This window comes from Stenotrophomonas sp., assembly GCF_050737575.1.
GTDB lineage: Bacteria > Pseudomonadota > Gammaproteobacteria > Xanthomonadales > Xanthomonadaceae > Stenotrophomonas.
On the sequence record NZ_JBOHXW010000005.1, the window covers coordinates 299,522 to 323,518 of the forward strand.

General features: G+C 63.6%; 21 protein-coding genes. 4 read left to right on the top strand and 17 right to left on the bottom strand.

All coding sequences use genetic code 11. The features are described from left to right. Positions 1 to 78: 78 nt before the first annotated feature. Positions 79 to 2,415 (top strand): beta-N-acetylhexosaminidase, encoded by a 2,337-nt coding sequence (locus ACREP4_RS11890; protein WP_431596390.1) that lies wholly within the window; start codon positions 79 to 81, stop codon positions 2,413 to 2,415. Positions 2,416 to 2,567: 152 nt separating this feature from the next. Here ACREP4_RS11890 and ACREP4_RS11895 read toward each other — a convergent pair whose 3' ends face one another. Both ACREP4_RS11895 and ACREP4_RS11900 read right to left on the bottom strand, forming a co-directional pair. Further along, positions 2,568 to 2,954: a VanZ family protein gene (locus tag ACREP4_RS11895; RefSeq protein WP_431596475.1), complete on the bottom strand. Its 387-nt coding sequence runs from the start codon at positions 2,952 to 2,954 to the stop codon at positions 2,568 to 2,570. Then, a complete protein-coding gene (locus tag ACREP4_RS11900) occupies positions 2,942 to 4,126 on the bottom strand; it encodes a class I SAM-dependent methyltransferase (RefSeq protein WP_431596391.1) in 1,185 nt (394 codons plus the stop codon). The genes ACREP4_RS11895 and ACREP4_RS11900 overlap by 13 nt, the downstream gene beginning before the upstream one ends. A gap of 54 nt (positions 4,127 to 4,180) precedes the next feature. Here ACREP4_RS11900 and ACREP4_RS11905 point away from each other — a divergent pair, with 54 nt between their 5' ends. Further along, positions 4,181 to 4,918 (top strand): pteridine reductase, encoded by a 738-nt coding sequence (locus ACREP4_RS11905; protein ID WP_431596392.1) that lies wholly within the window; start codon positions 4,181 to 4,183, stop codon positions 4,916 to 4,918. A gap of 133 nt (positions 4,919 to 5,051) precedes the next feature. Here the strand turns inward: ACREP4_RS11905 and folK are convergent, their stop codons facing one another. The 12 genes from folK to ACREP4_RS11965 all read right to left on the bottom strand — a co-directional run bounded on the left by folK (position 5,052) and on the right by ACREP4_RS11965 (position 18,104). After that, a complete protein-coding gene (gene folK / locus ACREP4_RS11910; RefSeq protein WP_431596393.1) occupies positions 5,052 to 5,546 on the bottom strand; it encodes a 2-amino-4-hydroxy-6-hydroxymethyldihydropteridine diphosphokinase in 495 nt (164 codons plus the stop codon). A gap of 122 nt (positions 5,547 to 5,668) precedes the next feature. After that, positions 5,669 to 7,195: a response regulator gene (locus ACREP4_RS11915; protein WP_431596394.1), complete on the bottom strand. Its 1,527-nt coding sequence runs from the start codon at positions 7,193 to 7,195 to the stop codon at positions 5,669 to 5,671. A 6-nt stretch (positions 7,196 to 7,201) separates the two neighbouring features. Then, a complete protein-coding gene (locus ACREP4_RS11920; protein ID WP_431596395.1) occupies positions 7,202 to 7,642 on the bottom strand; it encodes a response regulator in 441 nt (146 codons plus the stop codon). Continuing rightward, positions 7,639 to 9,456, bottom strand: coding sequence for a sensor histidine kinase (locus ACREP4_RS11925; RefSeq protein WP_431596396.1), 1,818 nt, complete (start codon positions 9,454 to 9,456; stop codon positions 7,639 to 7,641). The genes ACREP4_RS11920 and ACREP4_RS11925 overlap by 4 nt, the downstream gene beginning before the upstream one ends. Positions 9,457 to 9,649: 193 nt before the next feature. After that, positions 9,650 to 10,567 (bottom strand): phosphogluconate dehydrogenase (NAD(+)-dependent, decarboxylating), encoded by a 918-nt coding sequence (gene gnd / locus ACREP4_RS11930; RefSeq protein ID WP_431596397.1) that lies wholly within the window; start codon positions 10,565 to 10,567, stop codon positions 9,650 to 9,652. Further along, complete coding sequence (locus tag ACREP4_RS11935) at positions 10,552 to 11,844, bottom strand: hypothetical protein (protein WP_431596398.1); 1,293 nt, start codon at positions 11,842 to 11,844, stop codon at positions 10,552 to 10,554. Before ACREP4_RS11935 ends, gnd begins: the two co-directional genes overlap by 16 nt. Beyond that, positions 11,841 to 12,395, bottom strand: coding sequence for a DUF2242 domain-containing protein (locus ACREP4_RS11940; RefSeq protein WP_431596399.1), 555 nt, complete (start codon positions 12,393 to 12,395; stop codon positions 11,841 to 11,843). The genes ACREP4_RS11935 and ACREP4_RS11940 overlap by 4 nt, the downstream gene beginning before the upstream one ends. A gap of 111 nt (positions 12,396 to 12,506) precedes the next feature. After that, complete coding sequence (locus tag ACREP4_RS11945; protein WP_431596400.1) at positions 12,507 to 14,681, bottom strand: carboxy terminal-processing peptidase; 2,175 nt, start codon at positions 14,679 to 14,681, stop codon at positions 12,507 to 12,509. A 207-nt stretch (positions 14,682 to 14,888) separates the two neighbouring features. After that, positions 14,889 to 15,899, bottom strand: coding sequence for a lipoyl synthase (gene lipA, locus ACREP4_RS11950; RefSeq protein ID WP_431596401.1), 1,011 nt, complete (start codon positions 15,897 to 15,899; stop codon positions 14,889 to 14,891). Positions 15,900 to 15,915: 16 nt separating this feature from the next. Continuing rightward, on the bottom strand, positions 15,916 to 16,620 hold the full coding sequence (gene lipB / locus ACREP4_RS11955; RefSeq protein ID WP_431596402.1) for a lipoyl(octanoyl) transferase LipB: 705 nt from the start codon (positions 16,618 to 16,620) through the stop codon (positions 15,916 to 15,918). Next, positions 16,608 to 16,886, bottom strand: a complete 279-nt coding sequence (locus ACREP4_RS11960; protein ID WP_431596403.1) for a DUF493 family protein — start codon at positions 16,884 to 16,886, stop codon at positions 16,608 to 16,610. Before ACREP4_RS11960 ends, lipB begins: the two co-directional genes overlap by 13 nt. Before the next feature lie 240 nt (positions 16,887 to 17,126). Then, positions 17,127 to 18,104, bottom strand: a complete 978-nt coding sequence (locus tag ACREP4_RS11965; protein ID WP_431596404.1) for a CsgG/HfaB family protein — start codon at positions 18,102 to 18,104, stop codon at positions 17,127 to 17,129. Between the two features lie 419 nt (positions 18,105 to 18,523). On the opposite strand from ACREP4_RS11965, the gene ACREP4_RS11970 reads away from it, so the two are divergent. Both ACREP4_RS11970 and ACREP4_RS11975 read left to right on the top strand, forming a co-directional pair. Continuing rightward, positions 18,524 to 19,579, top strand: coding sequence for a lipid A deacylase LpxR family protein (locus ACREP4_RS11970; protein ID WP_431596405.1), 1,056 nt, complete (start codon positions 18,524 to 18,526; stop codon positions 19,577 to 19,579). Beyond that, positions 19,548 to 19,781, top strand: coding sequence for a hypothetical protein (locus ACREP4_RS11975; RefSeq protein ID WP_431596406.1), 234 nt, complete (start codon positions 19,548 to 19,550; stop codon positions 19,779 to 19,781). The genes ACREP4_RS11970 and ACREP4_RS11975 overlap by 32 nt, the downstream gene beginning before the upstream one ends. 332 nt (positions 19,782 to 20,113) lie before the next feature. Here ACREP4_RS11975 and ACREP4_RS11980 read toward each other — a convergent pair whose 3' ends face one another. The 3 genes from ACREP4_RS11980 to mltB form a co-directional block, all read right to left on the bottom strand. Next, the gene (locus tag ACREP4_RS11980; protein ID WP_431596407.1) at positions 20,114 to 21,325 is read right to left on the bottom strand and encodes a D-alanyl-D-alanine carboxypeptidase family protein; all 1,212 of its coding nucleotides are present in this window, start codon (positions 21,323 to 21,325) and stop codon (positions 20,114 to 20,116) included. A gap of 92 nt (positions 21,326 to 21,417) precedes the next feature. Continuing rightward, a complete protein-coding gene (locus ACREP4_RS11985) occupies positions 21,418 to 22,623 on the bottom strand; it encodes a septal ring lytic transglycosylase RlpA family protein (RefSeq protein WP_431596408.1) in 1,206 nt (401 codons plus the stop codon). Further along, positions 22,620 to 23,756: a lytic murein transglycosylase B gene (gene mltB / locus ACREP4_RS11990; protein WP_431596409.1), complete on the bottom strand. Its 1,137-nt coding sequence runs from the start codon at positions 23,754 to 23,756 to the stop codon at positions 22,620 to 22,622. The genes ACREP4_RS11985 and mltB overlap by 4 nt, the downstream gene beginning before the upstream one ends. Positions 23,757 to 23,997: the final 241 nt, after the last annotated feature.

Here is a 23,997-nt window from a genome sequence, read left to right on the forward strand (position 1 = left end):
TGTCTTTCTCCTCCAGCGGGCCTGGGTTTTTCAGGCCCGCTTTTTTTTGAGATAACAGCACGCTTACTTGGAGCAACCATGACCCGACTGCACGCACGCAATCCCGTCCGCAGCCTGCTGGCCAGCTGCTTGATCCTGGGCGCCAGCATCACCGCTTCGGCTGCCACACAGGCGCCGCCCTCGCTCGCCCTGCCGGTCATTCCGGCGCCACAGCAGGTGCTGCCCAGCGCCGCGGGCTATACCGTCAACAATCACACGGTGCTCAGCGGCAGCGATGACGCCGCGCGCACCGTCGCTGCACAATTCAACCAATTGCTCGGCAAGACATCACCCTTGCAGCTGACGCTGGCCGACGCCAGCACGAAACCGCGCACCGGCATCCACTTCCAGCGCGACCCGGCCCTGGCCAATACCACGGAAGGCAGCTATCAGTTGGACGTTGCCGCCAACGGCATCAGTATCCGTGCACGCGACGACGCCGGCTTGTTCCACGGCGCGATGACCCTGCTGCAGATGCTCACCCCGGCCACCGGCAGCGACGTTGCCGTGCCTGCAGTCAGCATCACCGACGCACCGCGTTTTTCCTGGCGCGGTTTCATGCTCGACTCGGCGCGTCACTTCCAAAGCATCGATGACATCAAGCTGCTGCTCGATGCCATGGCGCTGCACAAGCTCAACACCTTCCATTGGCATCTCACCGATGACCAGGGCTGGCGCATGGAGATCAAGCGCTACCCGAAGCTGACCGAAGTCGGCAGTTGCCGCTCGGCTGCCGGTGAAGCAGGCATCAATGCCGACGGCACGCCGCATTTGTATTGCGGCTTCTACACGCAGGATCAGATCCGCGATGTGGTTGCCTACGCCGCCGCGCGTCACATCACCGTGGTGCCGGAAATCGATGTGCCCGGACATGCACAGGCGGCCGTTGCTGCATATCCGGAGCACGGCGTCGTTGATTACCCGACCAAACCATCGGCCAACTGGGGCGTGAATCCGTACCTGTTCAATCCGCGCGAGGAAACGCTGCAGTTCCTGGAGAACATCCTCGCCGAAGTCATGCAGATGTTCCCCGGCAAGTACATCCATATCGGCGGCGACGAAGCGGTGAAGTACCAGTGGCAGGATTCGCCGCAGGTGCAGGCCTACATCCGCGAGCTGGGCTTGAAGGATGAAGAGGCGCTGCAGTCGCACATGCTCAAGCGCCTTGAAAAATACCTGGAAGAGCACGACCGAAAGTTGATCGGTTGGGACGAGATCATTGAAGGCGGGCTGCCGCCGCAGGCGACGGTGATGTCCTGGCGTGGCATCGAAGGTGGCATCGAAGCGGCCACCCACGGCCACGACGTGGTGATGGCTCCCGGCAACACGCTGTATCTGGATTTCCTGCAGACCAACCTGCCTGACGAACCGCCGGGCCGCCCGAAGTTCACCTCGATGCAGCGCATCTACGCGTTCGATCCGGTGCCCGCACAGTTGACCGAAGCCCAACGCAAACATGTGATCGGCGTGCAGGCCAACATGTGGACCGAGCACACCCGCACCTTCGCGCGTCTGCAGCACAACGTGTTTCCGCGCATGGCCGCACTGGCTGAGATCGCCTGGACGCCGCTGGAACGCAAGCGCTACGACGACTTCCTCGCGCGCCTGCCGGCGCAGCTGCAGCGCTACAAGGCGCTGGGTATCGGCTACGGGCAGACGGCATTGTCGGTGGCGATGACGCGTCAGGACGACCGTGCCGGCGGCAAGGTAGCGGTGCAACTGTCCAATCCGTTGAGCTACCGCGACATCCGTTACACCACCGATGGCAGCACGCCCACCGCGCAATCGGCCAGCTACGGCGACACACTGACCTTGCCGGTGCCGACCACGCTGACCGCGCAGACCTTCTTCAACGGCACGCCGCTGACCGATGCGCCCAGCCGCTGGGTGTTCGATGCTGCATCACTGCTGAGCCGCACCGACAAAACGCTGGCTACCTGCCCCGAGGGCGGCCGTCTGCAGTTGCGGTTGGAAGACGACAATCCACTGGAAGGCCCGCGCGATTCGTTCGACGTGACCATCTTCAATCCGTGCTGGTTGTGGCAGAACGCGCAGTTGCAGGACATCGCCTCGGTCACCGTTCGGGCCGGTCGCATTCCCTACAACTTCGGCCTGCTGAAGCCTGAGGAAGCCAAGCGCGGCTTCCGCAAGCCGGTGGCCAAGCTTGGGGAGTTCGAGGTACGCGCCGGTTGCCACGGCCGTGTCCTGGCCACCGCACCGCTGCCGGAAAACCCGGGCAAGGACGGCTTCATCAAACTGGAAGCACCGCTGCGGGCAGGCCCGGAACAGGTGACCGACCTGTGCATCACCTTCAGCGGCGATACGCGCCCGCAGATGTGGGTGCTGGATGAGATCACCCTCAATCCGCGCAAGTGACGGCCCGCGCATGATGCAACCCGCGGTAGAGCGCAGCCATGCTGCGCTCTACCCTTCCCGGCCATGCCTATGTGGAGCATCGCTCGGCATGGCGGTGATGCGTCGCACTGCGGGGATAACGCCGTGCTACATCCCCGCCGACGACTGCAACATCAAGCTCGCGGCTGCAGCCGCAACAGCACATCCTTCAATGGCGTGACCGCTGTCAGCATGCCCGCCAACACGCCGATGCTGTTGGCCAACACGTCCATCGGATCGGCCATGCGATTGCTGGTGAGTGCGCCCTGCATCCATTCGATGCCAACACCCATCAACAGCAATCCCAACGCGACCACACACAGCGCGCGACGTGTGGCGAACAACTGCACTGCGCTACCGGCCAGCAGGAAATAGGCGAGGAAGTGCTCGACCTTGTCGCTGTTCTGCGGCAAGTTCAGTTGCGGCGGCGGAATCAGGCACACCGCGATCACCGCCGCGCACCACAACAGCAGCCAGAATTTCTGCCGCCGCAGCGGCTTGAGCGTGTTCACAGCCGCCAGGTCATATCACCGAGCAGGAACGACATGGACATATCCACGTCGCGACTGAAGGCCATCACCTGAAAACGCTCGCCCATTTCGGTCGGCAAGGTCAGTTGCTTGAGTTGCCCACGCAGCCGCATGCGCCCCACTTCGTCACTGCGCTCCTCGGCTTGTTCCAGCAACTGGGTGATGCCGTTGCCGAGCAGGAAGTTGGTCTGGCTGCAGTAACCGGCCAAGTCAAAGCCGGCACTGGTGCCCGCCTCGGCCAGCGCGGTGAAATCCACCGAGGCGGTGATGTCCTGCAAACCCGGCCACAGGTAGACATCGTTGTGCACGCGGTGGCGGTAGAACGCACGCAGCGTGCCGTCGGTGCGATCGTCCTGGTAGAACTCGGCGCGCGAGTAACCGTAATCCACGAACAACATCGCGCCGCGCTTCAAGCCGCCGGCCACCGCCTGTATCCAGTACGGCAATTGCGGCAACACTTCGGAACGGTAGTCCTGCGCGAACGGCCGTTCCAGATAGCGTTCAATGTGCCGCACCGCCGCTGAGGTCAACGCGTCTGCCGGTTGTGCACCGCGCACGAAACGGCCTTCGCCATCCAGTTCCACGGTTTCTTCGTAGACCTCGCCTTCGTTGATCAGGAAGCGCGGCGTCGGCAGGGCGTCGATCACTTCGTTGGCGAACACCAGTCCGTCCCACTCGCCATCGAACGGACGGTCCAACCATTCCACCAACGCAAACACCGGCGGGATCAAGGCCTTTTCCAGACGTTCGCGTTGGCGCTCGCGCAGGTCGGCGCTGGGCTCAAGGATGGCGTAACGCTCGGGCAGCGCATCCAATTCCAGCAAGCGCTTGAGCATGACTTCGGCGAAGGCACCGCTGCCGCCGCCCAGCTCCAGCATGCGTGCCTGCGGCCCCAGTTGCTGCAACACCGGTGCCACGACATTGGCAGTGGTGGCAGCGAACAACGGTCCCAGCTCCGGCGAGGTGACAAAGTCGCCGGCAGCACCGAACTTGCTCGCACCGGCGCTGTAATAGCCCCAGCCCGGGGCATACAAGGCCAGTTCCATGAAGCGCGAGAACGGCACGGCGCCGCCTTGGGCGAGGATGTCCTCGCGCAGGTACGCAGCCAGTTGGTCACTGTGCGCAAGCGCGTCGGGGGCGGGTGTGGGCAGGTCGGAATGCATGGGAATGCGGTTTGCGAGGACAATGCACAGGATAGCCGAGTGAGGAAAGCGCAGATGACAGAATCCCAACGGGTGGCCCTGGTCACCGGCAGTGCACGCCGCATTGGCGCCACCATCGCCCGGCACCTGCATGCCCACGGTTATCGGGTGGCCCTGCACGCGCACCTGTCCTGCGATGAGATGCAGTCGCTGGCTTTCGACCTGGAAAGTGAACGGCCGGGCAGCGTATTGACCGTGGAAGCGGACCTGCGTGATCCGGCCACACTGCCGGACATGGTGGACCAGGTGGTCAGCCATTTCGGCCGGTTGGATGCGCTGGTCAACAATGCCTCCAACTTCTTCCCCACCCCATTTGGGCAGGTGGACGTGGCGCAGTGGGACGCGCTGCTGGCCGTCAACGCGCGCGCGCCGTTCTTCCTGGCCCAGGCGGCGGCGCCGCACTTGATCAAGCAGCGTGGCGCCATCGTCAACCTGACCGACCTGCACGCCACCCAGCCACTGCGCGAGCACCCGGCCTACAGCACCGCCAAGGCCGCGCTGGAGATGGTGACGCGCTCACTGGCGCTGGAGCTGGCCCCGCATGTCCGGGTCAACGCGGTCGCCCCCGGCGCCATCCTGTGGCCCGAGCAGGGCAAGAGTGAGCAGGCCAAAGAGAAGCTGATGGAACGCACGCCAATGGCGCGTATCGGCACCCCGCACGAGATTGCCTCAGCGGTGCGCTGGCTGCTGGATGACGCCGGTTACATCACCGGTCAGACCTTGCGGCTGGATGGCGGCCGGACGTTGACCTGAGCGGGAATTCGGGATTCGGGCACCGCGTAGGCTGGGATGACATCCCAGCGTTCTGGCATCGCTGAAAAGCCGCCCTCCCCAGCCCTCCCCATCGCTTTGCGAAAGGGCGGGGCCAAGCGGCCGCCTTCACGGCTTACTGCTGCCCTTCAAGCGCTACCGTGTCGAACGTCTGCCCGTACTGCGGATGCGCTTGCCACATCTGCGCCAAGGTCTGTTTCCGCACCGGGTCCATGAATTCCGGAGCGATGTCCGCCAGCGGCTTGAGCACAAACGCGTGCTTCAACTCCGGTCGGGGAATGCGCAGGTTCTTCGGGCCTTCGACCACCAGGTCGCCGTAATAGACCACGTCAATATCCAAGGTGCGGTCGCTGAAACGCGGGCCGGAACGGTCGCGGCCGTGCGCGTCTTCCACCGCGTGCAGCCACGTGTCCAGTTCGATCAGTGGCAACTCGGTGTCCAGCATCACCGCGTTGTTGAGAAAGTCCGGGCCATCGAAGCCAACCGCGGGGGTGCGGTACGCCGGTGAAATCCGGATATCGCCGAAGCGCTCCCGCAACACGGCCACGGCCAATTGCAGATACCGCTGCGGTTCGAGATTGCTGCCCAGGCTGAGGAGCACGGTGGTCATGAAATGGGTTGCCTGCGGGCCGGCCTACGCCCTGCGGCGCCAGCATTGGCCCCGCGTCGTGGTGGGGACGCACATGATAGGGCAGCAAACGCGCAGGCAAACAGTCGCCTGTGCGCTTGACGTCACTCTGCCCCCAGGGCGTCGGCCACCGCGCGGAACACCCGCTGCATCTCCAGCGGCTTGGGCAGCACATGCACGCTGATGCCAGCGGGTGCCTGGCCATCGGAAAATGCCGGCATCTGCGCGTCTTCCAGCACGATGGCCGGGCCGCGGTAACCCATGGCCTGCATCTCCAACAGCAACTGTTCGGCAGACAGCAGCGGGATGCCGCTGTCCACCAGCACCACGTCCGGCAAGCCGGCGTCCTGCATCAACCGCATCGCCACCGCGCCATCGCTGGCCAGGCGCATGCGATAGCCCTGGCTGGAGAGCGCGTTGCCCAGCAGCGACAGCCGCGTGGCTTCGTCGTCCACCACCAGCAGGCGCTCGCCACGTCCGGGTCGGATGCTGCTCGGCACCGGCGGTACATCTTCGCCGGCAATCAGTTCCTGCAATGGCAGCAACAAATCGAAGGTGGTGCCGCTATCCAACACACTGCTCACCGCGATCCGGCCGCCGATGCTGTCCACGATGCGATGGCACGACACCAGGCCCAAACCGGTGCCGTCGGACTTGGTGGTGAAGAACGGGCTGAACAAGCGCTGCAACGTGGCCTCGCTCATACCGATGCCTTCGTCGCTCACCCGTATCCGCACCTGCTCATTGCCCTGCGCATCGCGACAACGTTCGGCCACCAGACTCAGCTTGCCGCCGTCGGGCATGGCCTGAATCGCATTGAGGGCCAGGTTCAACAGCACCTGCTGCAACTCGGTGTAGTTGGCGTCCACCGTCATCCGGTCATCGGACACTTCCAGGTGCAGTTCCACGTCGCGTGGCAGGCTGCTCTTGAGCAGCATGCCCACCGCCTGAAACAAGCGCTGCAGCACGATGCGTTCGCTGCGCTGACTGGAGCCGCGCACGAACGACAACATCGAATCCACCATCTCGTGACCACGTCGACCGCACTCGGCGATCACATCAGCCAACCGCATGATTTTCGGGTCGTCACTGCGGTCGCGGATCAGGTCCGGCACGATCAACAACGGCTGCAGGATATTGCGCAGGTCGTGGCCCAATCCGGCGGCCAACAACGCCAGACTCTCCAGGCGTTGCGCGCGCATCAATTCGTCTTCCACGCGCAGCCGTTCGATCTCGCTGCGTGCTTCGCGGATGGCACGTACCACCGCCGAAGGCAGCCGCGCCGTCAGGTGCTTGATGATGTAATCGTTGGCACCTTCCTGCAGTGCCTTCACCGCCGTCTCTTCACCCATGGTGCCGGAAACGAAAATGAAGGGAACACGCGGGTACATCTCACGCAGAATGCGCAGCGCCTGATAGCCGGAAAACCCCGGCATGCTCAGGTCCGACAACACAATGTCCGGCATCTGTTCGGACAGCGCCTCGTACATCTGCGCTTCGTTGTCCACGCACGAAAAACTGGCCTGCAATCCAGACTCCAACAACTGATCGGCGATCAGCTCGGCATCTTCGGGCGAGTCCTCGACCAACAATATCCGCAGGGCACCCAGCGCTGTATCCCGGTTTGACATTGCGGCTTACTCGGTATCCGGTGATTGATTGATGACTGCCCAGAACACGCCGATCGCCTTGACCGCCTTGAAGAACTGCTCGATATCCACCGGCTTGACCACGTAGGCATTCACGCCCAGATCCCAGCTGCAGGCCAGGTCGCTCTCTTCGCGCGAGGACGACAGAATCACCACCGGCAGCCGCTTGAGTTCTTCGTCGGCCCGGATGCGCTGCAGCACTTCCAATCCATCCATTCGCGGCATTTTGATATCCAGCAGCAGCACCGCCGGCAAGCCTTCTTCACGATTGGCAAAACTGCCCCGCCGCAACAGGAAATCCAATGCTTCCACGCCGTCTTCAACATGGACGATGGGATTGGCCAGGTTGGCTTCGCGCAACGCATCCATCGCCATCTCGGCGTCGGCAGGGCTGTCTTCGGCAATCAGGATCGTACGCAGGGGACTCATAGGGTTGCATCCTTGTAAGTGAGTTCGGAAACAGGAGGAACGATGAAGCTGAAAGTGGCCCCCTTGCCCACTTCGGCTTCAGCCCAGACCCGGCCGCCATGCCGGGTTACCACACGGCGTACGCTGGCCAGGCCGATGCCGGTGCCTGCGTACTCCGACGCCTTGTGCAGGCGCTGGAAAACACCAAACAACTTGGATGCGTACTGCATGTCAAAACCGGCGCCGTTGTCACGCACCGAGAACTGGTGACTGCCATCGGGCAGCTGTTTTGCAGCCACTTCAATCACCGCCCTGTCGCGCCCTGCGGTGTACTTCACCGCGTTGCCCAGCAGGTTCAACCACACCTGCCGCATCATGTTTTCGTCGGCGACCAGCACCGGCAACGGGCCGATATTCCATTCCACATGCCGGCTGACAGCGTCGGCGCCCGCTTCGGCTTTGAGATTGGAATCCAGCAGTGCGCGCGTGTCGGCCACCAGTGACTGCATGTCCACCGGCTGCATCCGCATCGCGCCGCGGCCCAGTCGCGAATACACCAACAGGTCATCGATCAACTCGGCCATGCGCTGCGCCGATTCGCGGATTACCTGCAGATAGTGATGGGTTCTTTCATCGGCAGACTCGCCCAGATGTTTGCCGAGTTTGTCGGAGAAACCGGCCACATGCCGCAGCGGCGCGCGCAGATCGTGCGACACCGAATAGCTGAAGGCTTCCAACTCGCGGTTGACGTCGGCCATCTGCTCGACCTTGCCTTCCAGCTGCCGGTTCAGTTCCTCCACCCGCACCTGCACGGCACGCTGCAAGGTGATGTCACTGACTGTCATCAACACCACTTCGTCATCCACGTCCGGCAGATGCATGCGCCGCGCGTTGATCAACATGGTCCGCGCCATGCCATCCACACCCTGCTGCTCGTGCTCGAAATCCCACAACTCGCGCCCGCGCAGCAGCACGTCGGCCAGACGCTGGCGGATGATGGCGTCCTTCCACGCGCCATCGCCGATGTCCTGCAATTTGCGTTGACTGATATCCACATCGTCGGCGCCGTACATTTCTGCGAACGCGGTGTTGTGCAGCACCACGTGCAAGTGTTCATCCAGCAACACGATCGGCTCACGCACGGTCTGCAGCACCGCGTTGGCGCGGGCACTGGCGCGACTCAAGCGCTGCTCGGCCACGGCACGGCTGCCAATCTGGCGTTTGAGCAACCACAGCACCAGCGCCAGCAGCAACAGCTGAACCACCAGCGCGCTCCAGGTCACCACCGAGGACAGCTGCTGCTGGCGCCTGGCCTTGAGCGTGCGCTCGGCCAGCAGCTGGTTTTCATGTTGCTGCAGTTCTCCCACCAACGGCCGGATCGGGTACTGGAACGTCATTTCCTCGATCAACGCCTTGCGCTCCGGCGAATCGGTGCTGCGTGCGATCTTCCGTGCCAATTCCATGCGGTGATCGAGCAACGATTCAATCTTGCCCAGCCGCACCAGCTGATCGGGGCTGTCGCTGAGCAGCCGCACCAGTTCGTTCAGATCATGGGTAACCCCATCGCCGCGCATCAACCGCTGCTGCAACGCCGGCGACTGCACGCCCAGCGACAGGGTCAGCGCCGCCGATTCGGTATCGCGGATGCCGGCATGCAGGTTGTACAGGCGCGCACTGACGGCCTGGGTATGCGCCAGCCAGTTGGCCGCGTTGACGCTTTCATGGGACAGCCGCTGCAGGGTCAGCGCCGGCACGATGATGATGAGCAGGGCAGCCAGCGCCAGGCCGATCAGACGCCAGCGGCCCCAGTCTTCGTCGGTCAATCGCGGCGCCATCCCTTCCCCTTTGCACGGGCAAGCCCGCAGCAATTACGGGCCGGCATGTCATCGACGGTAGTAACAGACGGTCAGCAAGGTTGCCGCCGGAACGACACTTCTGCTGGCCTGTCGCCACAGGATTGCATGAAATCCGGAAGGTGTGAACGCCCCGTGATGCCATCTGTGACCGTATCCCGGCCGGGCGTCGGCTTCAGCCCGGTTTACCGCCCGCCGGTTTGATCGCATGGCCACCAAACTCGTTACGCATGGCGGCAAGCATGCGATCGGTGAACGAGTTGTCCTCGCGCGAGCGCAGCCGTTCCAGCAACGACAGCGTGATCACCGGCGCCGGCACATCCAGCTCAATCGCCTCGCTGACCGTCCAGCGCCCTTCACCCGAATCCTCCACATACGGCGCGATACCGGCCAAACCCGGGTTGCCCTTGAGCGCGTCGGCACTGAGGTCCAGCAACCACGAGCGCACCACGCTGCCGTGCCGCCAGACTTCGGCCACCTGTGCCAGATCCAGGTTGAAGTCGGCCTTCTTGTCCATCAGCGCGAAGCCTTCGGCATAGGCCTGCATCATTCCGTACTCGATACCGTTGTGGACCATCTTGGAGAAGTGGCCCGCGCCCACCGGCCCGACGTGTGCCCAGCCGCGATCGGGCGCCGGTGCCAAGGCCTTGAACAGCGGTGACAGCCGCGCCACCACGTCCTGCTCACCGCCGATCATCAGGCAATAGCCTTCCTGCAATCCCCACACACCGCCGCTGGTGCCGCAGTCGACAAAGCCCACCTGATGCTCGGCGCAACGTGCGGCCCGCTGCAGCGAATCGCGGTACCAGGAATTGCCGCCATCGATCACCACATCCTGCGGCGACAGCAACGGCAACAAGCTATCCAACGTGGCATCTACCACCTTGGACGGCACCATCAGCCACACCACGCGCGGTGCCGGCAACGTCTGCACCAATGCCTGCAACGACGCCACCGTTGCCACGCCCTTGCCCTGCACCAGCGCACGCGCCTGCTCGCCCGGATCAAAGCCAGTGACGGTGATACCGCCGCGCTGCAACCGCTGCGCCATGTTGGCGCCCATGCGCCCCAGCCCGATCATGCCCAGTTCCATGTTCCATCTCCGTTGGTGGTGTAGGTGAGTGCGTGGCTGCAGGCGCGCAGTTGCGCGTCCAGCCAACGCCGATACAGCGTGGTGTGCAGGTTATGCAACGCCAGGTCGATGCTGAAAGGTGTGCGCGGATTGCGGTCAAGCAGTCGCGCGATGTGATACCCCAGCGGCTGTACGCCTTTGGGGTGCACATAGAGCATCAACTCGCGATACACCGGGTCGGCCAGCAGCGCGTCGATGCGTGCCAGCAGCGGTTGCTGTTCCGGCGGAACGGCTGCGCGCAACATCGGATCGCGCTCATGCAGCAGGCGTTCAAAGCGGCGCCAAGCGCTGCCCGGCATCTGTTGCGACAGCTCCCATATCTGCCGGTTCACCGCATCGTAGTGGGCAAAGCCGCCGTGCTCGGCCAGCGCCTGTGCGGCGGCATCACTAAGATCGGTGATGACAAAATTCTCGGCCTGGTTGTGGATGTCATCCAGGTACTTCTTGTCGAACACATGCGCGATGAAACCCGGCGCGCCCATGAACGCCTGCCGTCCCATCGCTGAGGTTCGCACCGCCTTGCCATCGGCGAAAAATTCGCCTGCGCTGCTACCGAGCAGAATGCTCTGCGTGTTGTGCAACGTAAGGAAGGTGCCAATCGACAACTCACCGGCACTGAACTCGCGGTCGAACAACGCATCGCCATACAGCTCACGCTGCGTGGCCAACTGCGCGATCTGCCGCCCCACGCCGCACTCCGAGCGCACCCGCCCGCTATAGAACGTCTCCACCGCCTGCGCGTTGCTGCCCACCGGCGCGTAGCCGCGACCAAAACTACGGAAGCGCTGCCAGCCCTGTGCCTTGGCGCCGCCCAGACCGAAACCAATCCAGCCCATCTGCACGGCACTGAAGCGGTAGCCGTTGTTCTCCTGCAGCCGCGCGGTTGCCGTGCGCGTCGCATCGCCCAGTTTGAACAGATACGCACACAGGCTCGATGGCTGCTGCAACACCTCGACCGCCAGCTGCTCGCGTTGTGTCGCATCGAAACCACGCGGCACCTGCAACTGCAGATCGCCCTGTGCATGTGCATCGGCCAGAGAAGCGCGCCGGCACGGCGTACCACCTTCGATCCTCGCCTGCGCCTCCGGCGTTTCGCTCACTTGCCAACCAAGCTGCAGCAGCAGACGCATGCCACACGCATTGCCTGCCGATGCGGCTGGCGCGCCTATTCCACACACAGCAATTGCCAACAGCGCGCGGCCTGCGATTCGACGTGCAGCACGCGCGTGACGACTCACTGGATCGGCGCCCCGCTTGCCGGTGCAGGCGATATTTCATCCACGTACTGCTGCAGGCGCTCGAAGAAATTGCGATAGAACACCGCGTCCTGCACGGTGCTGCTGGCCACCCGCACCAACGAATCATCGTTGCTGCCAAACGGCAGCGATACCGAACCCAAGGCACCGACGCCGACGCTGGCCGAAGTCGGCGACTTCTTCAGGGCATAGCGGTCCTGCACCGCACTGACGAACACCTGCGCCTTGCCATCGCCACGCGCCGCGCACGACACCCGCAGCACCAGCTGCTCGTGTACCTCGTCCTTCGGTTGAAAATTTTTATTGCCTTCGACGCTGGCCGCATCGGCGCGGGCGATGGCGTAGCCCTGCCCCAGCAATACCCGGCGCGCGGCCTCGCAGGCCTGCGCGGGCGCGACCTCAAGGTTGCGCGCGTAGGTATCGCCGGAGTTGAAGGATTCACGCAGCACGGTGCTGTTGATCGGCTTGCTGGCACAGCCGGCCAACACCAACGGCACCAACAGGATTGCGACATGCAGTGGATGCGTGCGCATAGGCCCTCCACGTTTTCCGAAGACCCAAAGCATAACGCCGCCAACGTACACGGACGTTGACGGCGTCATTCACATCGGCCTGGCGTTGGGGCCAGACTCAGCAAGCCTGATTCAGTCGGCCCAGCGGCCCGGGCCGGTGGACTGCGGCAGCACCTGCGCCGACAGCGGCAGGTCCTTTTCCAACAGGTTCAAGGCATCGGCCAGGATCGAAGCGGACTCCTTCAACAGCGGGTCCGGACGCTTCTCCGCAGCCTTTTCGCGGGCGGCATCCTTGACGATGTCACGCTCGTTGCCGGTCAGGCCGTCGTCACTGCTGTCGTCGGCCAGCGGGTCCAACGGCAGGCCCAGGTCCTTGCGGATCTGCTGACGCTGCTTGCGCTGCGCTTCCTGCTTGTCACGCTCGGTGCGGCGCTCGGCCTCATTGAGCGAAACGTACTTCTTGGCGGCTTCGGTGCGGAACTGCTGCACGTCTTCTTCCCACCACTTGAATTCGCGGTCGCTCTGGATGCGTTCGGCATGACGCGATTCCAGGCGCGGCAGGATCGGCGCGAAGTTGCCGTAACGGGTGTGCGGCACTTCAGCGATGCGGGTCCACGGCAATGCGTTGTCGTAGGTGCTCTCGCCGAACTCGCTTGCGTCCACGCTGGCCGGGAAGGCCAGGTCCGGCACCACGCCCTTGTGCTGGGTGCTGGAGCCACTGACGCGGAAGAACTGGGCGATGGTCAGCTTCACCTGGCCAAAGCGCTCCTTCTCACTGGCCGGCCAACGGTCCAGCGGCACCACGTTCTGCACGGTGCCCTTGCCGAAGGTGGTTTCACCAATGATCAGGCCACGGCCGTAATCCTGGATGGCGCCGGCAAAAATTTCCGATGCCGAGGCCGAGCCACGGTTGATCAGCACGGCCAGCGGGCCGTCCCAGGCCACGGCCGGGTTGCGGTCGCTGTTGACGGTGACGCGGCCACCGGACTCACGCACCTGCACCACCGGGCCCTGTTCAATGAACAGACCGGTCAGTTCGATGGCTTCATCCAGCGAACCACCGCCGTTGTTGCGCAGATCCAGCACCACGCCATCGACCTTGTCGGCCTTGAAGCCGGCCAACAGCTTGGCCACGTCGCGGGTGGCCGACGCGTAGTCCGCCGCATTGCGGCGACGGCCCTCGAAATCCTGATAGAAGGTCGGCAGCTTGACGATGCCGACGCGACGCTCAGCCTCGCCGGGCGCGCCCGGGATGGTCATGGTCTCGCCCTTGGCAGCCTGTTCGGACAGTCGAATCTTCTGCCGGGTCAGGGTCAGCATGCGGTGCTTGCCATCCACGCCATCAGCGGCCGGGATGTACTCCAACCGCACCTGCGTGTCCTTGGCGCCACGGATCTTGGACACCACATCGTCGATGCGCCAGCCGATGACATCTTCGACCGGGCCAGAACGGCCCTGACCGACACCGACAATGCGGTCGCCAGCCTTCAGCGTGCCGTCCATCGCCACCGGGCCACCCGGCACCACTTCGCGGATCACCACGACGTCGTCCTGGCGCTGCAGCTGGGCACCAATGCCTTCCAGCGACAGCGACATGGCCTGGTTGAAGTTCTCGGCCGTGCGCGGGGTGAAGTAATCCGTGTGCGGATCAACCGCGCTGGTATAGGCGTTCATGTAGAACGAGAACACATCCTCGTTCTTCAGTTCGCTGATGGTTTTACCCATCGTCTCGTAGCGCTTGTCCAGCGTCTTGCGGATGTCCGATGCCGGCTTGCCAGCCAGCTTCAACCGCAGCCAGTCGTTCTTGACCGACTTGCGCCACAGGTCATCGAGCTCGGTGCTGGTCGCCCACGGCACGTCTTTGCGGTCGTAGTTGAAGCGCTCATCCAGGGTGAAGTCCGGCTCCTGCTTGAGCAGGCGGCGGGCGTACGCCACGCGCTCGCCCACGCGCTCGCGGTACACCGCAAACACCTGGAACGCCGGGTCGAGCTGGCCGGTGCGGATGGCGTCACCGGTCTGTGCAGCCAAGGGCGCGAAACGATCCACGTCTTCCTTGGTGAAGAACTGCTTGCCGCTGTCCAACGACTCCAGGTAACGCTTGAACACGTCCTGTGAGGTCGCCGCATCCAATGGACGTGGGCGATAGGCGTAACGGCTGTCCGAAAGCAGCCCGTATACCAAGCGCGAAGTGGTGGTCTGGTCGAGCGTGGGGGCCGACGCCGGCACGCTGGTGTCGGCACGAGCCGACAATGCAGCGGGTACGGTCAGCGCCAATGCCAGCAGAAAAGCGGGAACTCGGTAGTTCATCAAAGTACTCGTGGCACCGGACGATAGGGGGAGATTGCAGACTGCTCAGACCGCCTGACAGTGCCGAAAGTTTCAGCCCTTGTCACGCGGTCCATCAGCAGACTAGCCGCTGCGATGTAGCAGAATGTGAATCGACATGACCGGCCCCTGACCGCCCGCACATGCGTGCAGGCGGCAGCCGGTGGATGCGGCAGCGCTTGGGCGTGCTCAGACGGCGACGCCGGCACCCGCGGCCTGCTGGTCGGCGTGGTAGGACGAGCGCACCATCGGGCCGGAGGCGACGTGGGTGAAGCCCAGTTCGTAGCCGTAGTCCTCGAACGCCTTGTATTCCTCCGGCGTCCAGTAACGCAGCACCGGGTGATGGTGTGCGGTGGGCTGCAGGTACTGGCCGATGGTGATCATTTCCACGTCATGCGCACGCAGGTCGCGCATCGTGGCCTGCACCTGCTCCAGCGTCTCGCCCAGGCCGAGCATGATGCCGGACTTGGTCGGCACGTTCGGGTGCTGTGCCTTGAAGTTCTTCAGCAGGGTCAGCGACCACTGGTAATCGGCGCCCGGACGCACATTGCGGTACAGGTCCGGCACGGTTTCGATGTTGTGGTTGAACACGTCCGGCGGGTTCTGCGCCAGGATTTCCAGCGCGCGCTCCATGCGGCCCTTGCCACGGAAGTCCGGGGTCAGCACTTCGATGCGGGTGCCCGGCGACTTCTCGCGGATGGCGCTGATGCAATCGACGAAGTGCTGGGCACCGCCGTCGCGCAGGTCATCGCGATCGACGCTGGTCACCACCACGTACTTCAGGCCCATGTCGGCGACGGTCTGACCGAGGCTGGCCGGCTCGTTGGCATCCGGCGGCTTGGGACGGCCGTGGGCCACATCGCAGAACGAGCAGCGACGGGTGCAGACCTCGCCCAGGATCATGAAGGTTGCGGTGCCGTGACCGAAGCATTCGTGGATGTTCGGGCAGCTGGCTTCCTCACACACCGTCACCAGCCGGTTCTCGCGCAGCTTGGCCTTGAGGTTGGCCACGGCATTGCCCGAAGGAATGCGCACGCGGATCCACGATGGCTTGCGCAACACCGGTGCCTCGGCGAACTGCACCGGCGAGCGGCCGATCTTGTCACCGCCAATCTGTTTGACACCGGTCTGCAGCGGCGCGGACGGAGCGTCGGCCTGCACGATCTGCAGGGGAATGGAGCGCGAGGTGGTTTCAGTCATGGCGTTATCGGCGGCCTCAGAGCCGCATAGTCAGGTCGGGCAATTCGGGGGTTGCATGCAGTTCAAGGCCGAACTGCTGCGCCAGGTGGGACAACAGCACCGGCTTGATCGCCTCGACGCCCGAGGGGCCGCCCAAGTCTAGCACCGAGGTCACCTGCATCCCGGCGTAGCCGCAGGGGTTGATGCGGTGGAATGGTTCCAGATCCAGCGCGGCGTTCAGGGCCAAGCCGTGGAAGCTGCAGCCACGGCGCACGCGGATGCCGAGGGCGGCGATCTTGGCGCCCCCCACATACACACCGGGCGCGCCATCCAGGCGCTCGGCGCCGATGTTCCATTCGTCCAGCGTGTCGATGATGGCCTGCTCGATGCGGCACACGTAATCACGCACGCCAATGCCGAGCCGGCGCAGATCCAGCAACGGATACACCACGATCTGGCCGGGGCCGTGATAGGTCACCTGACCGCCGCGATCCACGTGCAGCACCGGGATATCACCGGCTGCCAGTACGTGTTCGGGCTTGCCCGCCTGGCCCAGGGTGAACACCGGATCGTGCTCGACCATCCACAACTCATCGGCGTGGCTGTCATCGCGGCCATCGGTAAAGCGCTGCATCGCATGCCAGACCGGCTCATACGCCTGCCGCCCCAGATCGCGCAGCACCGCCGAACGCGGCGCAGCTGACGACACGGGGGTCACTGCGCAGCTGCTTACAGCGTCCACTTCACTTCCGGATGATTGCGCAGGGCTTCGTGCGCGGCGTCGTACTGCTCGCGGTTCTCAGCCTTGATGGCGATACGCACGGACACGTACTTCTCGTTGGAGGAATGCTTCCAGCTGATGCGCTCTTCCAGCACTTCAATGCCGGCGTTCTGCAGCAGTTGCGGCAGCTCCCGCTCCAGCCCGATGTTGGCCGCGCCCATGGCGCTCAACTCAAAGGTGCCGGGGAACTGAAAGCCGTGTTCGGGGTTGTCGGACTTGATTTCCATGCCCGACATTATCGGGCCGAAAGCAGGCAAACCCAAGGCCATGACCGGCCCACAGCCTTCCATGAACGGGGATTCGCCCCCCACCGAGCCCGGCTCCGGGAGGACTTGCCCAGGAACTTCCCGCATCTGGCAGCCAACACCGAGCCTGAGACGGCATCAGCGGCATTCCCTGCCGGAACCTGACACTGCTCTAAACAAGAAGGGCCGCTTGCGCGGCCCTTCCGTGGCGTAAACCGGGGTTTACTTGGACAGCTGCAGCAGGGTGGACGACACCCAGCCACGGTTGCCCAGCTCATCCTCGACTTCCCACATCACGCCTTCCTTAGTGCCGGTCGGGTACAGCATCATGCCCGGGTCCAGGGTGCGCACCGCAGCGCCGGTACCGCGCGCATTGGCCAGCAGACGGCCAGCGCGGGTCACGGTCACGGCCTGCTGCGCGTTGGCGGCGGAAGCGTTGTCCGGCAAACCGCCCAACTGGGCAATGATGTCGGTGTAAGCCTGCAGGTACGCCATGGTGATCACCTGGCCGATTTCGGTGTTGGCATAGCCGCCAACGCCCGCTGCGCCCAAGCCGCTGCCGCCAAACAGGCCGCCGCTGGCGCCGAAGCCCATGTCGCTCTTGCGCGCCGAGCCTTCGGAGATGGCCACCTGCTCGGACGAACGCACGTCGGTCACGGTCAGCACCACGTCGGCGGTCTTGCTGGTGAAGTTCAAACCACCCACCACCGCACCGGCGCGACCACCGATCAGCCCGCCCAGCAGGCCGCCCAGCGCATTGCCGCCAGCGTTGCTGTTCTGCGAGATCAGGTCGGGAATCATCACGTAATCGGCCGCCTTGATCTGGCCCTTGCCGACGTTGGAACGACCACGCAGGTCGCCGCTGGCGGCCAGCTCACGCTCGAACTGGCCCGCCGCCATGCCGGCGCCACGGTCAACGAGGGTGAAGCAACGCGAACGGTTGACGAAGGCCTTGATCAGGCGCGACGGCGCCGGCAACTGCTGGCCGGTCCACCAATGCGTGGAGTCTTCCGGCTCGATCACCGACAACGTGCCGATCGGACGCTGGCACGTCGGAATCTGAGCCGCCGCTTCCTTGCGCTGTTCCTGCGCCTGAGTGCCGCGATTCTTGAACGCGGCTTCGGCCGGCTGGCTGAGCAGCACTGCACCGATACCCACGGTCAAAGCCGCTGCGACGAGCGGCGAAAATACATTACGCATAACTAAGAAATCCCCGTTACCTGCACCAGCTGAGGTGCGTTCCATTGGTTTAGAGACCTTGCGGCAAGATCCTGGTCCTTGGTATTACCGATCAGGCTAGCGCGGGCCGGTCCGCCCGGATGCTACCGCACGTAATAGGGCGTTTCCATCATAAGAGGTACGGATTTCTCCCAAAGTGCCCTGTGCCTATCGCATGCCACGCACGATCTGTGGGCTGGTTGCCATTCCACAAACCTTAACAGGCGAACTCACGACGTCCCCTTGGCTTGGCCCGGCCAGTACCTGCCACGACACGCAGCGCACGCTTGCGCAGGCATGTCACCGACACCGTCACAACGATGTGTCTGCCCCGTGACGCTGCGCCGCCCAAACCCCGCCCGTTAAGCTGCACATCTGAAATATGGGCAGGGAGTGGAAGCATGAAACGCAGCACCGTGCTGCCACTGGCAGCGCTGCTCGCCGGCGGCTTGATGAGCGCCTCGGCGATGGCAGCCGACCAGTGCGCGCAGAGCGCATTGCGCGATCATCCCCCGGCCATCAACTTCCGCGTCGACAACGATCTGCTTGGCGGCTCCCAGCAAGACCAGGGCTATACCAACGGCGCGATTTTCACCTTGGTCTCGCCCAACCTGCAGGACTTCACCAACGACCCCTGCCTGCCCCGATTGGCACGCTGGATGAACCGTCATCTCGAACGCCTGCATCCGGGCGAGTTCGAGCAGCAGAACATGATTTTCAGCTTCGGCCAGGCGCTGTACACGCCCACCGACAACACCCGCGCCGACCTGATCGAAGACGACCGCCCGTACGCAGCCGCGCTGATGGTCAACTTTGGCTACAACGCCCGCAGCGGCAATGAACTGCGCACCACCCAGTTGGCGATGGGCATGATTGGCCCGTCGGCACAGGGCAAGCAGGTGCAGGAAGCGGTGCACAGCGTGTTGGGCGATGAGAAATTCATGGGCTGGAAGAACCAGCTGCATGACGAGCCGGTGTTCAAGCTGCTGCACGAGCGCATGCAGCGCTGGCCCGCAGATGGCAATACCGAAGGCTGGGGTTGGGATGCAATCAGCCACTGGGGCGGCGCCATCGGCAACCTGGCCACCTATGCGAATGCAGGTGGCGAAGTACGTTTCGGCTGGAAACTGCCGGACGATTTCGGCAGCTCTCCCATGCGCCCGGCCGGTGAGAACACCGCACCTACGCGTTACGGTCGCGCACAGGGTTGGTCCAGCCATTTCTTCCTCACCAGCGATGCACGCTGGGTCGTGCGCGACATCACCCTGGACGGCAATACGTTCCGCAACAGCCACCGCGTGGACAAGCGTCCGTTCGTAGGCGACATCGGTTACGGCGTGGCAGTGATGCGTGGCAAGTGGAAGTTTGCGCTTGCCCGGTATCACCGCACGCGTGAGTTTGATGGGCAGAAGGAAACGCCGGTGTTTGGGAGTTTCACCATCAGCCGGACGCTTTGATCGCGGGTTTTGGTTTTGGGTTTTGGGTTTTGGTTTTGGTTTTGGTTTTGGCTTTTGCGTTTGCTTCGGCTTCGGCTTTTGCTCTTTTGCTTTTGCTTTTGCTTTTGACTTTGCTTTTGACTTTGCTTTTGACTTTGACTTTGACTTTGACTTTGACTTTGACTTTGTCCCCTCTCCCGCCTGCGGGAGAGGGCTAGGGTGAGGGCAGCTTTTGCCTGGCTGTTGCTGCTTTGCTTTTGCCTCTTCCACAACGACGAAGCCAGTGCATGAACACGAGCCAAGACAACAGCGACTTCAGAAGCGCCCTCACCCCTACCCCTCTCCCGCAGGCGGGAGAGGGGACAGCTTCAAGAGCCACCTCAAAAGACAACTACAACAGCAACAGCAACAGCAACAACAACAGCAACAACAGCCACTCCAACTGCAACAGACAACAACCCCAAAAACAAAAGCGGCGTCGCTGCATCCCATCAACCCGAACTCCGGTCAACGAAACGCGGCAACGCCGCTCGGCTTTTCAGCCGGTGAAAGCCCTTATTCGGACTTCCACCACATCATGAAGGCATCCCACAGACGCTTGAAGAAACCACCTTCTTCAACCGCCTGCACCGCGACCAGCGGCGCCTCGGCAACGACCTTGCCGTCCAGCGATACCTTGACCGTACCAATCTGCTGACCGGCGGCAATCGGCGCCACCAACTGCTTGGGCACATCCATGCTCGGCTTCAGTTCGCTGTAGCGGCCGCGCGGCACGCTGACCAGCATCGGCTCGGCAACGCCCAACTGCACCACATCCGCGGCGCCCTTCCACACTTTCTGCGTGGTCACGGCCTTGCCCGGCTCATACAAACGGTGGGTCTCGAAGAAACGGAAGCCCCAGTTCAACAGCGCCAGGCTGTCGTTGGCGCGCTGCTTCTCCGAAGCGCCGCCCATCAGCACGGCAATCAAACGCTGATCACCGCGCTGGGCCGAGCTCAGCAGGCAATAACCGGCGGCCGAGGTGTGACCGGTCTTGATGCCGTCCACGCTCGCGTCGCGCCACAACAGCAGGTTGCGGTTGGGCTGGGTGATCTTGCCGACCGTGAATTCCTTGATCTTGTTGTACGCGTAGGTTTCCGGGTAATCGCGTACGAACGCGCGGCCCAGCAGCGCCAGGTCATAGGCGCTGGACTGGTGGCCTTCGGCGTTGAGACCGTGCGCGTTGACGAAGTGCGAGTCCTTCATGCCGATCTTCGCGGCGTAGCTGTTCATCAGCGCCGCAAAGGCTTCCTGGCTGCCGGCAGCGTGTTCGGCCAGCGCGATTGCCGCGTCGTTGCCGGACTGGATCGCCATGCCTTTTTCCATGTCTTCCAGACGTGCCGTCTGGTTGACCGGGAAGCCGCTGTAGCTGCCGTCGGTGCCTGCGCCGCCTTCGCGCCAGGCGCGCTCGCTCATCATCACCTGGTCGTCCGGCTTGATCTTGCCGGTCTTCATTTCAGCCGCAAGCACGTAGGACGTCATCACCTTGGTGATGCTGGCCGGCGGCAGCGGTGTGTGGATGTTCTCGCCTGCCAGCACCTGGCCGGTGGCGTAATCCATCAACACCCATGCGGTGGATGTGGTCGGCGCCGGTGCCGGCGGTGTTGCCACCTGGGCCGGTGCAGCGGCGGCAGCCGGAGCAGGAACGGGCGTGGGGGTCGGCGTCTGGGCAGATGCCAGGCCAATGGCGAACGTCGTGGCCAAGGCGGCGGCAAAACAGAATTTCATCGGAAAGCGGTTCCTGATGGACGAGGAAGAAAAAAGGGGCGGTCATTGTAGGACTCCAGCGCCTATCCAGCGGGAGCCCGGAGTGACTGCGTTCAGTCGCGGACGATCTGTGGGCTGCCAAAGCCCAGACCCGCGATGCGCCCGGCAAGTTCCGCTGCCGTGGTTTGATCGCTTGCCGGTACGCGCAGCCGCCACAAGGTGCGGCCGCCGCTGACGATGTCACTGAGGGTGGCGCCGGCAATGCCGGCCGAGGACAACTGCCCCAGCGCGCGAGCGGCATTGTCGCGACTGGAGAAGCTGGCGACCTGCAACAAAATGGCGCCCAGCGCGCGCGTTGCTGGGTCCTGTGCAGGACTGGCAGCGACGCTGGGTGCGGCTGGCGCCAAGGCCTGCACCGTCACCGCGTCAGGCGCATTGCCTGCTGCCAGCGTGGTGGCGGGACGTGCGCCGTTGCTGGCGTGAGCGGCCACCGGTGCGGCCGGCAGCTTCTCCACCAATTGATCCATATGACTGGGCCTGGCGGCAGCAACAGGACGCGGCGTTGCCGGCACGGCAGCCACTGCGGCGGCGCGTTCGCGACGCTCGCGGCGGCTGTCACCGGAAGCCAGTTGGTTGTCACTGCCCGGTGTCAGTGCACGCACTTCCACCCGGCCAGTGCCGCGCTGGGTGATGCCCAAACGCACGGCGGCGGCGTAGCTGAGGTCGATCACCCGGCCGTCGTGAAACGGGCCGCGGTCGTTGACGCGCACCACTACCGATTCACCGTTGTCCAGGTTGGTCACCCGCGCAAAACTCGGCAGCGGCAATGTCTTGTGCGCGGCGCTGAAGGTGTACATGTCGTACACCTCCCGGTTGGAGGTGAGCCGGCCGTGGAATTTCTGGCCGTAGTACGACGCGGTGCCCTGCTCGACGTAACCGTCCACGCGGTCCATCACCCGGTATTGCTTGCCCAACACCACATACGGCGATTTATTGCCGACCGGCGAACGCGCTTCGTTGGTCACCACTGGCTCGGGGATGCAGCCGACGTTGGGTACGTAGTCCGGTGTGGTGTCCTTTACGCCGGGCCGATACAACCCGCCAGCGGTGTAATTGCCGCGTGTACTCAAGTCTTCCTGCGCCCGCGCGTAAGGCGAACCTTCCGGGCAACCACTGCGGGCATTGCCGCGGCCGTGCACCAGTGCACCCGGCTGGGTGCCATGGGTTCCGGCAGCGGTTTTACCCGGCTTCTTCGGAGCACTGCTGCAGGCGGCCAGCCCGAGCACGATCAACGCAGGGACCAGCCACTTGATGTTCATGCCGGGGGAAGTTCCTTGCCGGCGATGGCCTGGGACAACTGGAAGACGGCCATCGCGTACATCTTGGAGATGTTGTAACGGGTGATCGCGTAGTAGTTCTGGAAGCCCAGCCAATACTGCTTGCCGTCACTGCCTTCCAATGTGATCGGCGTGGCCGTGGCGCCTGCAGCGCGCACCGGCACCAGCGGCTGGTAGCCGCGTGCGGCCAGGTCGGCCATCGTGTGGTTGGGGGTCCAATCCACCGGGTTGAATTCTTCACGGCCGGCCGCCAGCGTGGCCGGTACGGCGACGGTGCCACCGCGCACCCAGCCGCCCTTCTTGACGAAGTAATTGGCGATGGACGAGAACACGTCGTCGTAGCTGTTGAACAGATCACGGCGGCCATCGCCATTGCCGTCCACGGCGAAATCCAGATAGCTGGACGGCATGAACTGGCCCATGCCCATCGCGCCGGCATAGCTGCCCTTGAGCGTGTTGATGTCCAGCTGTTCCAGCTTGGCCAGCTCGAACAACTTGGCCAGCTCGTCGCGGAAGAACAGCTCGCGGCGCACTTCGCGTTCCAGCTTGGCCGGGTCGCCGGTACGCGGGTATTTGAAGGCCAGCGTGTACAGCGCGTCGATCACGCGGTGGTTGCCGGCATTTTTGCCGTAGCTGGTTTCCACGCCGATGATCGACACGATCACTTCGGCCGGAACGCCGGTGCGCTCCTGCACGCGCAGCAACTCGTCGCGGTGCTCGGCGAAGAACTTCTTGCCGCCGTCGATGCGGGCCTGGGTGATGAACATCGGCCGATATTCATTCCACGGTTTGACCCGCTCGGCCGGGCGCGACATCGCCGCGATGATCGGCTCGCGGATCTGCGCCTGCGCCAGGGTGGCTTCGATGTAAGCGGGATCGATGCCGTAGCGCGCCGCAGTGTCGCGCACAAAATTGGCGCGTGCGGTTTCAAACGGCACCGGGGTCAGGTCAACCGGGGGCAGATCCTGCTTTTTTTCCGGAACCGCTTCGGCCGGGCCCGTCGCCGGTTTTACCGGCGTACTCGCGGTCGAAGACGGGGTGACGGGGGCATGCGGCTGGGTCGCACAGGCAACCAGGCCGAAGGTGATACAGCAAATAAGTGCGCGTCGAATCATCGGCCGAGATTAGCAGGTCAAAGATGAATTTCCATCAATAAGGCCATGAATCACAACAAGATTGAAGCGCAAATGCGGAGTGGCGTATGGATGACATAGCGTCATTCGCGGGAGCCGCGCGGATGAATACGCGCAAGCGTTTGTTACGCACCGTGGGAATGCAGAGGTGAAGTTCTGCCCTGCTGGGCGTTAACGGTGACGCCGCTACCGAGCGTGGCTCGACACTATCGGTACGGCGGCC

Excerpts from the sequence above, each read along its gene's own strand:
- ACREP4_RS11900 (WP_431596391.1), bottom strand. The coding sequence starts at position 4,126 with ATGCATTCCGACCTGCCCACACCCGCCCCCGACGCGCTTGCGCACAGT.
- ACREP4_RS11965 (WP_431596404.1), bottom strand. The coding sequence starts at position 18,104 with ATGCGTAATGTATTTTCGCCGCTCGTCGCAGCGGCTTTGACCGTGGGT.
- gnd (WP_431596397.1), bottom strand. The coding sequence starts at position 10,567 with ATGGAACTGGGCATGATCGGGCTGGGGCGCATGGGCGCCAACATGGCG.
- ACREP4_RS11940 (WP_431596399.1), bottom strand. The coding sequence starts at position 12,395 with ATGCGCACGCATCCACTGCATGTCGCAATCCTGTTGGTGCCGTTGGTG.
- ACREP4_RS11920 (WP_431596395.1), bottom strand. The coding sequence starts at position 7,642 with ATGAGTCCCCTGCGTACGATCCTGATTGCCGAAGACAGCCCTGCCGAC.
- ACREP4_RS11905 (WP_431596392.1), top strand. The coding sequence starts at position 4,181 with ATGACAGAATCCCAACGGGTGGCCCTGGTCACCGGCAGTGCACGCCGC.
- ACREP4_RS11970 (WP_431596405.1), top strand. The coding sequence starts at position 18,524 with ATGAAACGCAGCACCGTGCTGCCACTGGCAGCGCTGCTCGCCGGCGGC.
- mltB (WP_431596409.1), bottom strand. The coding sequence starts at position 23,756 with ATGATTCGACGCGCACTTATTTGCTGTATCACCTTCGGCCTGGTTGCC.
- folK (WP_431596393.1), bottom strand. The coding sequence starts at position 5,546 with ATGACCACCGTGCTCCTCAGCCTGGGCAGCAATCTCGAACCGCAGCGG.
- ACREP4_RS11960 (WP_431596403.1), bottom strand. The coding sequence starts at position 16,886 with ATGGAAATCAAGTCCGACAACCCCGAACACGGCTTTCAGTTCCCCGGC.
- lipA (WP_431596401.1), bottom strand. The coding sequence starts at position 15,899 with ATGACTGAAACCACCTCGCGCTCCATTCCCCTGCAGATCGTGCAGGCC.
- ACREP4_RS11945 (WP_431596400.1), bottom strand. The coding sequence starts at position 14,681 with ATGAACTACCGAGTTCCCGCTTTTCTGCTGGCATTGGCGCTGACCGTA.
- ACREP4_RS11925 (WP_431596396.1), bottom strand. The coding sequence starts at position 9,456 with ATGGCGCCGCGATTGACCGACGAAGACTGGGGCCGCTGGCGTCTGATC.
- ACREP4_RS11890 (WP_431596390.1), top strand. The coding sequence starts at position 79 with ATGACCCGACTGCACGCACGCAATCCCGTCCGCAGCCTGCTGGCCAGC.
- ACREP4_RS11915 (WP_431596394.1), bottom strand. The coding sequence starts at position 7,195 with ATGTCAAACCGGGATACAGCGCTGGGTGCCCTGCGGATATTGTTGGTC.
- ACREP4_RS11980 (WP_431596407.1), bottom strand. The coding sequence starts at position 21,325 with ATGAAATTCTGTTTTGCCGCCGCCTTGGCCACGACGTTCGCCATTGGC.
- ACREP4_RS11985 (WP_431596408.1), bottom strand. The coding sequence starts at position 22,623 with ATGAACATCAAGTGGCTGGTCCCTGCGTTGATCGTGCTCGGGCTGGCC.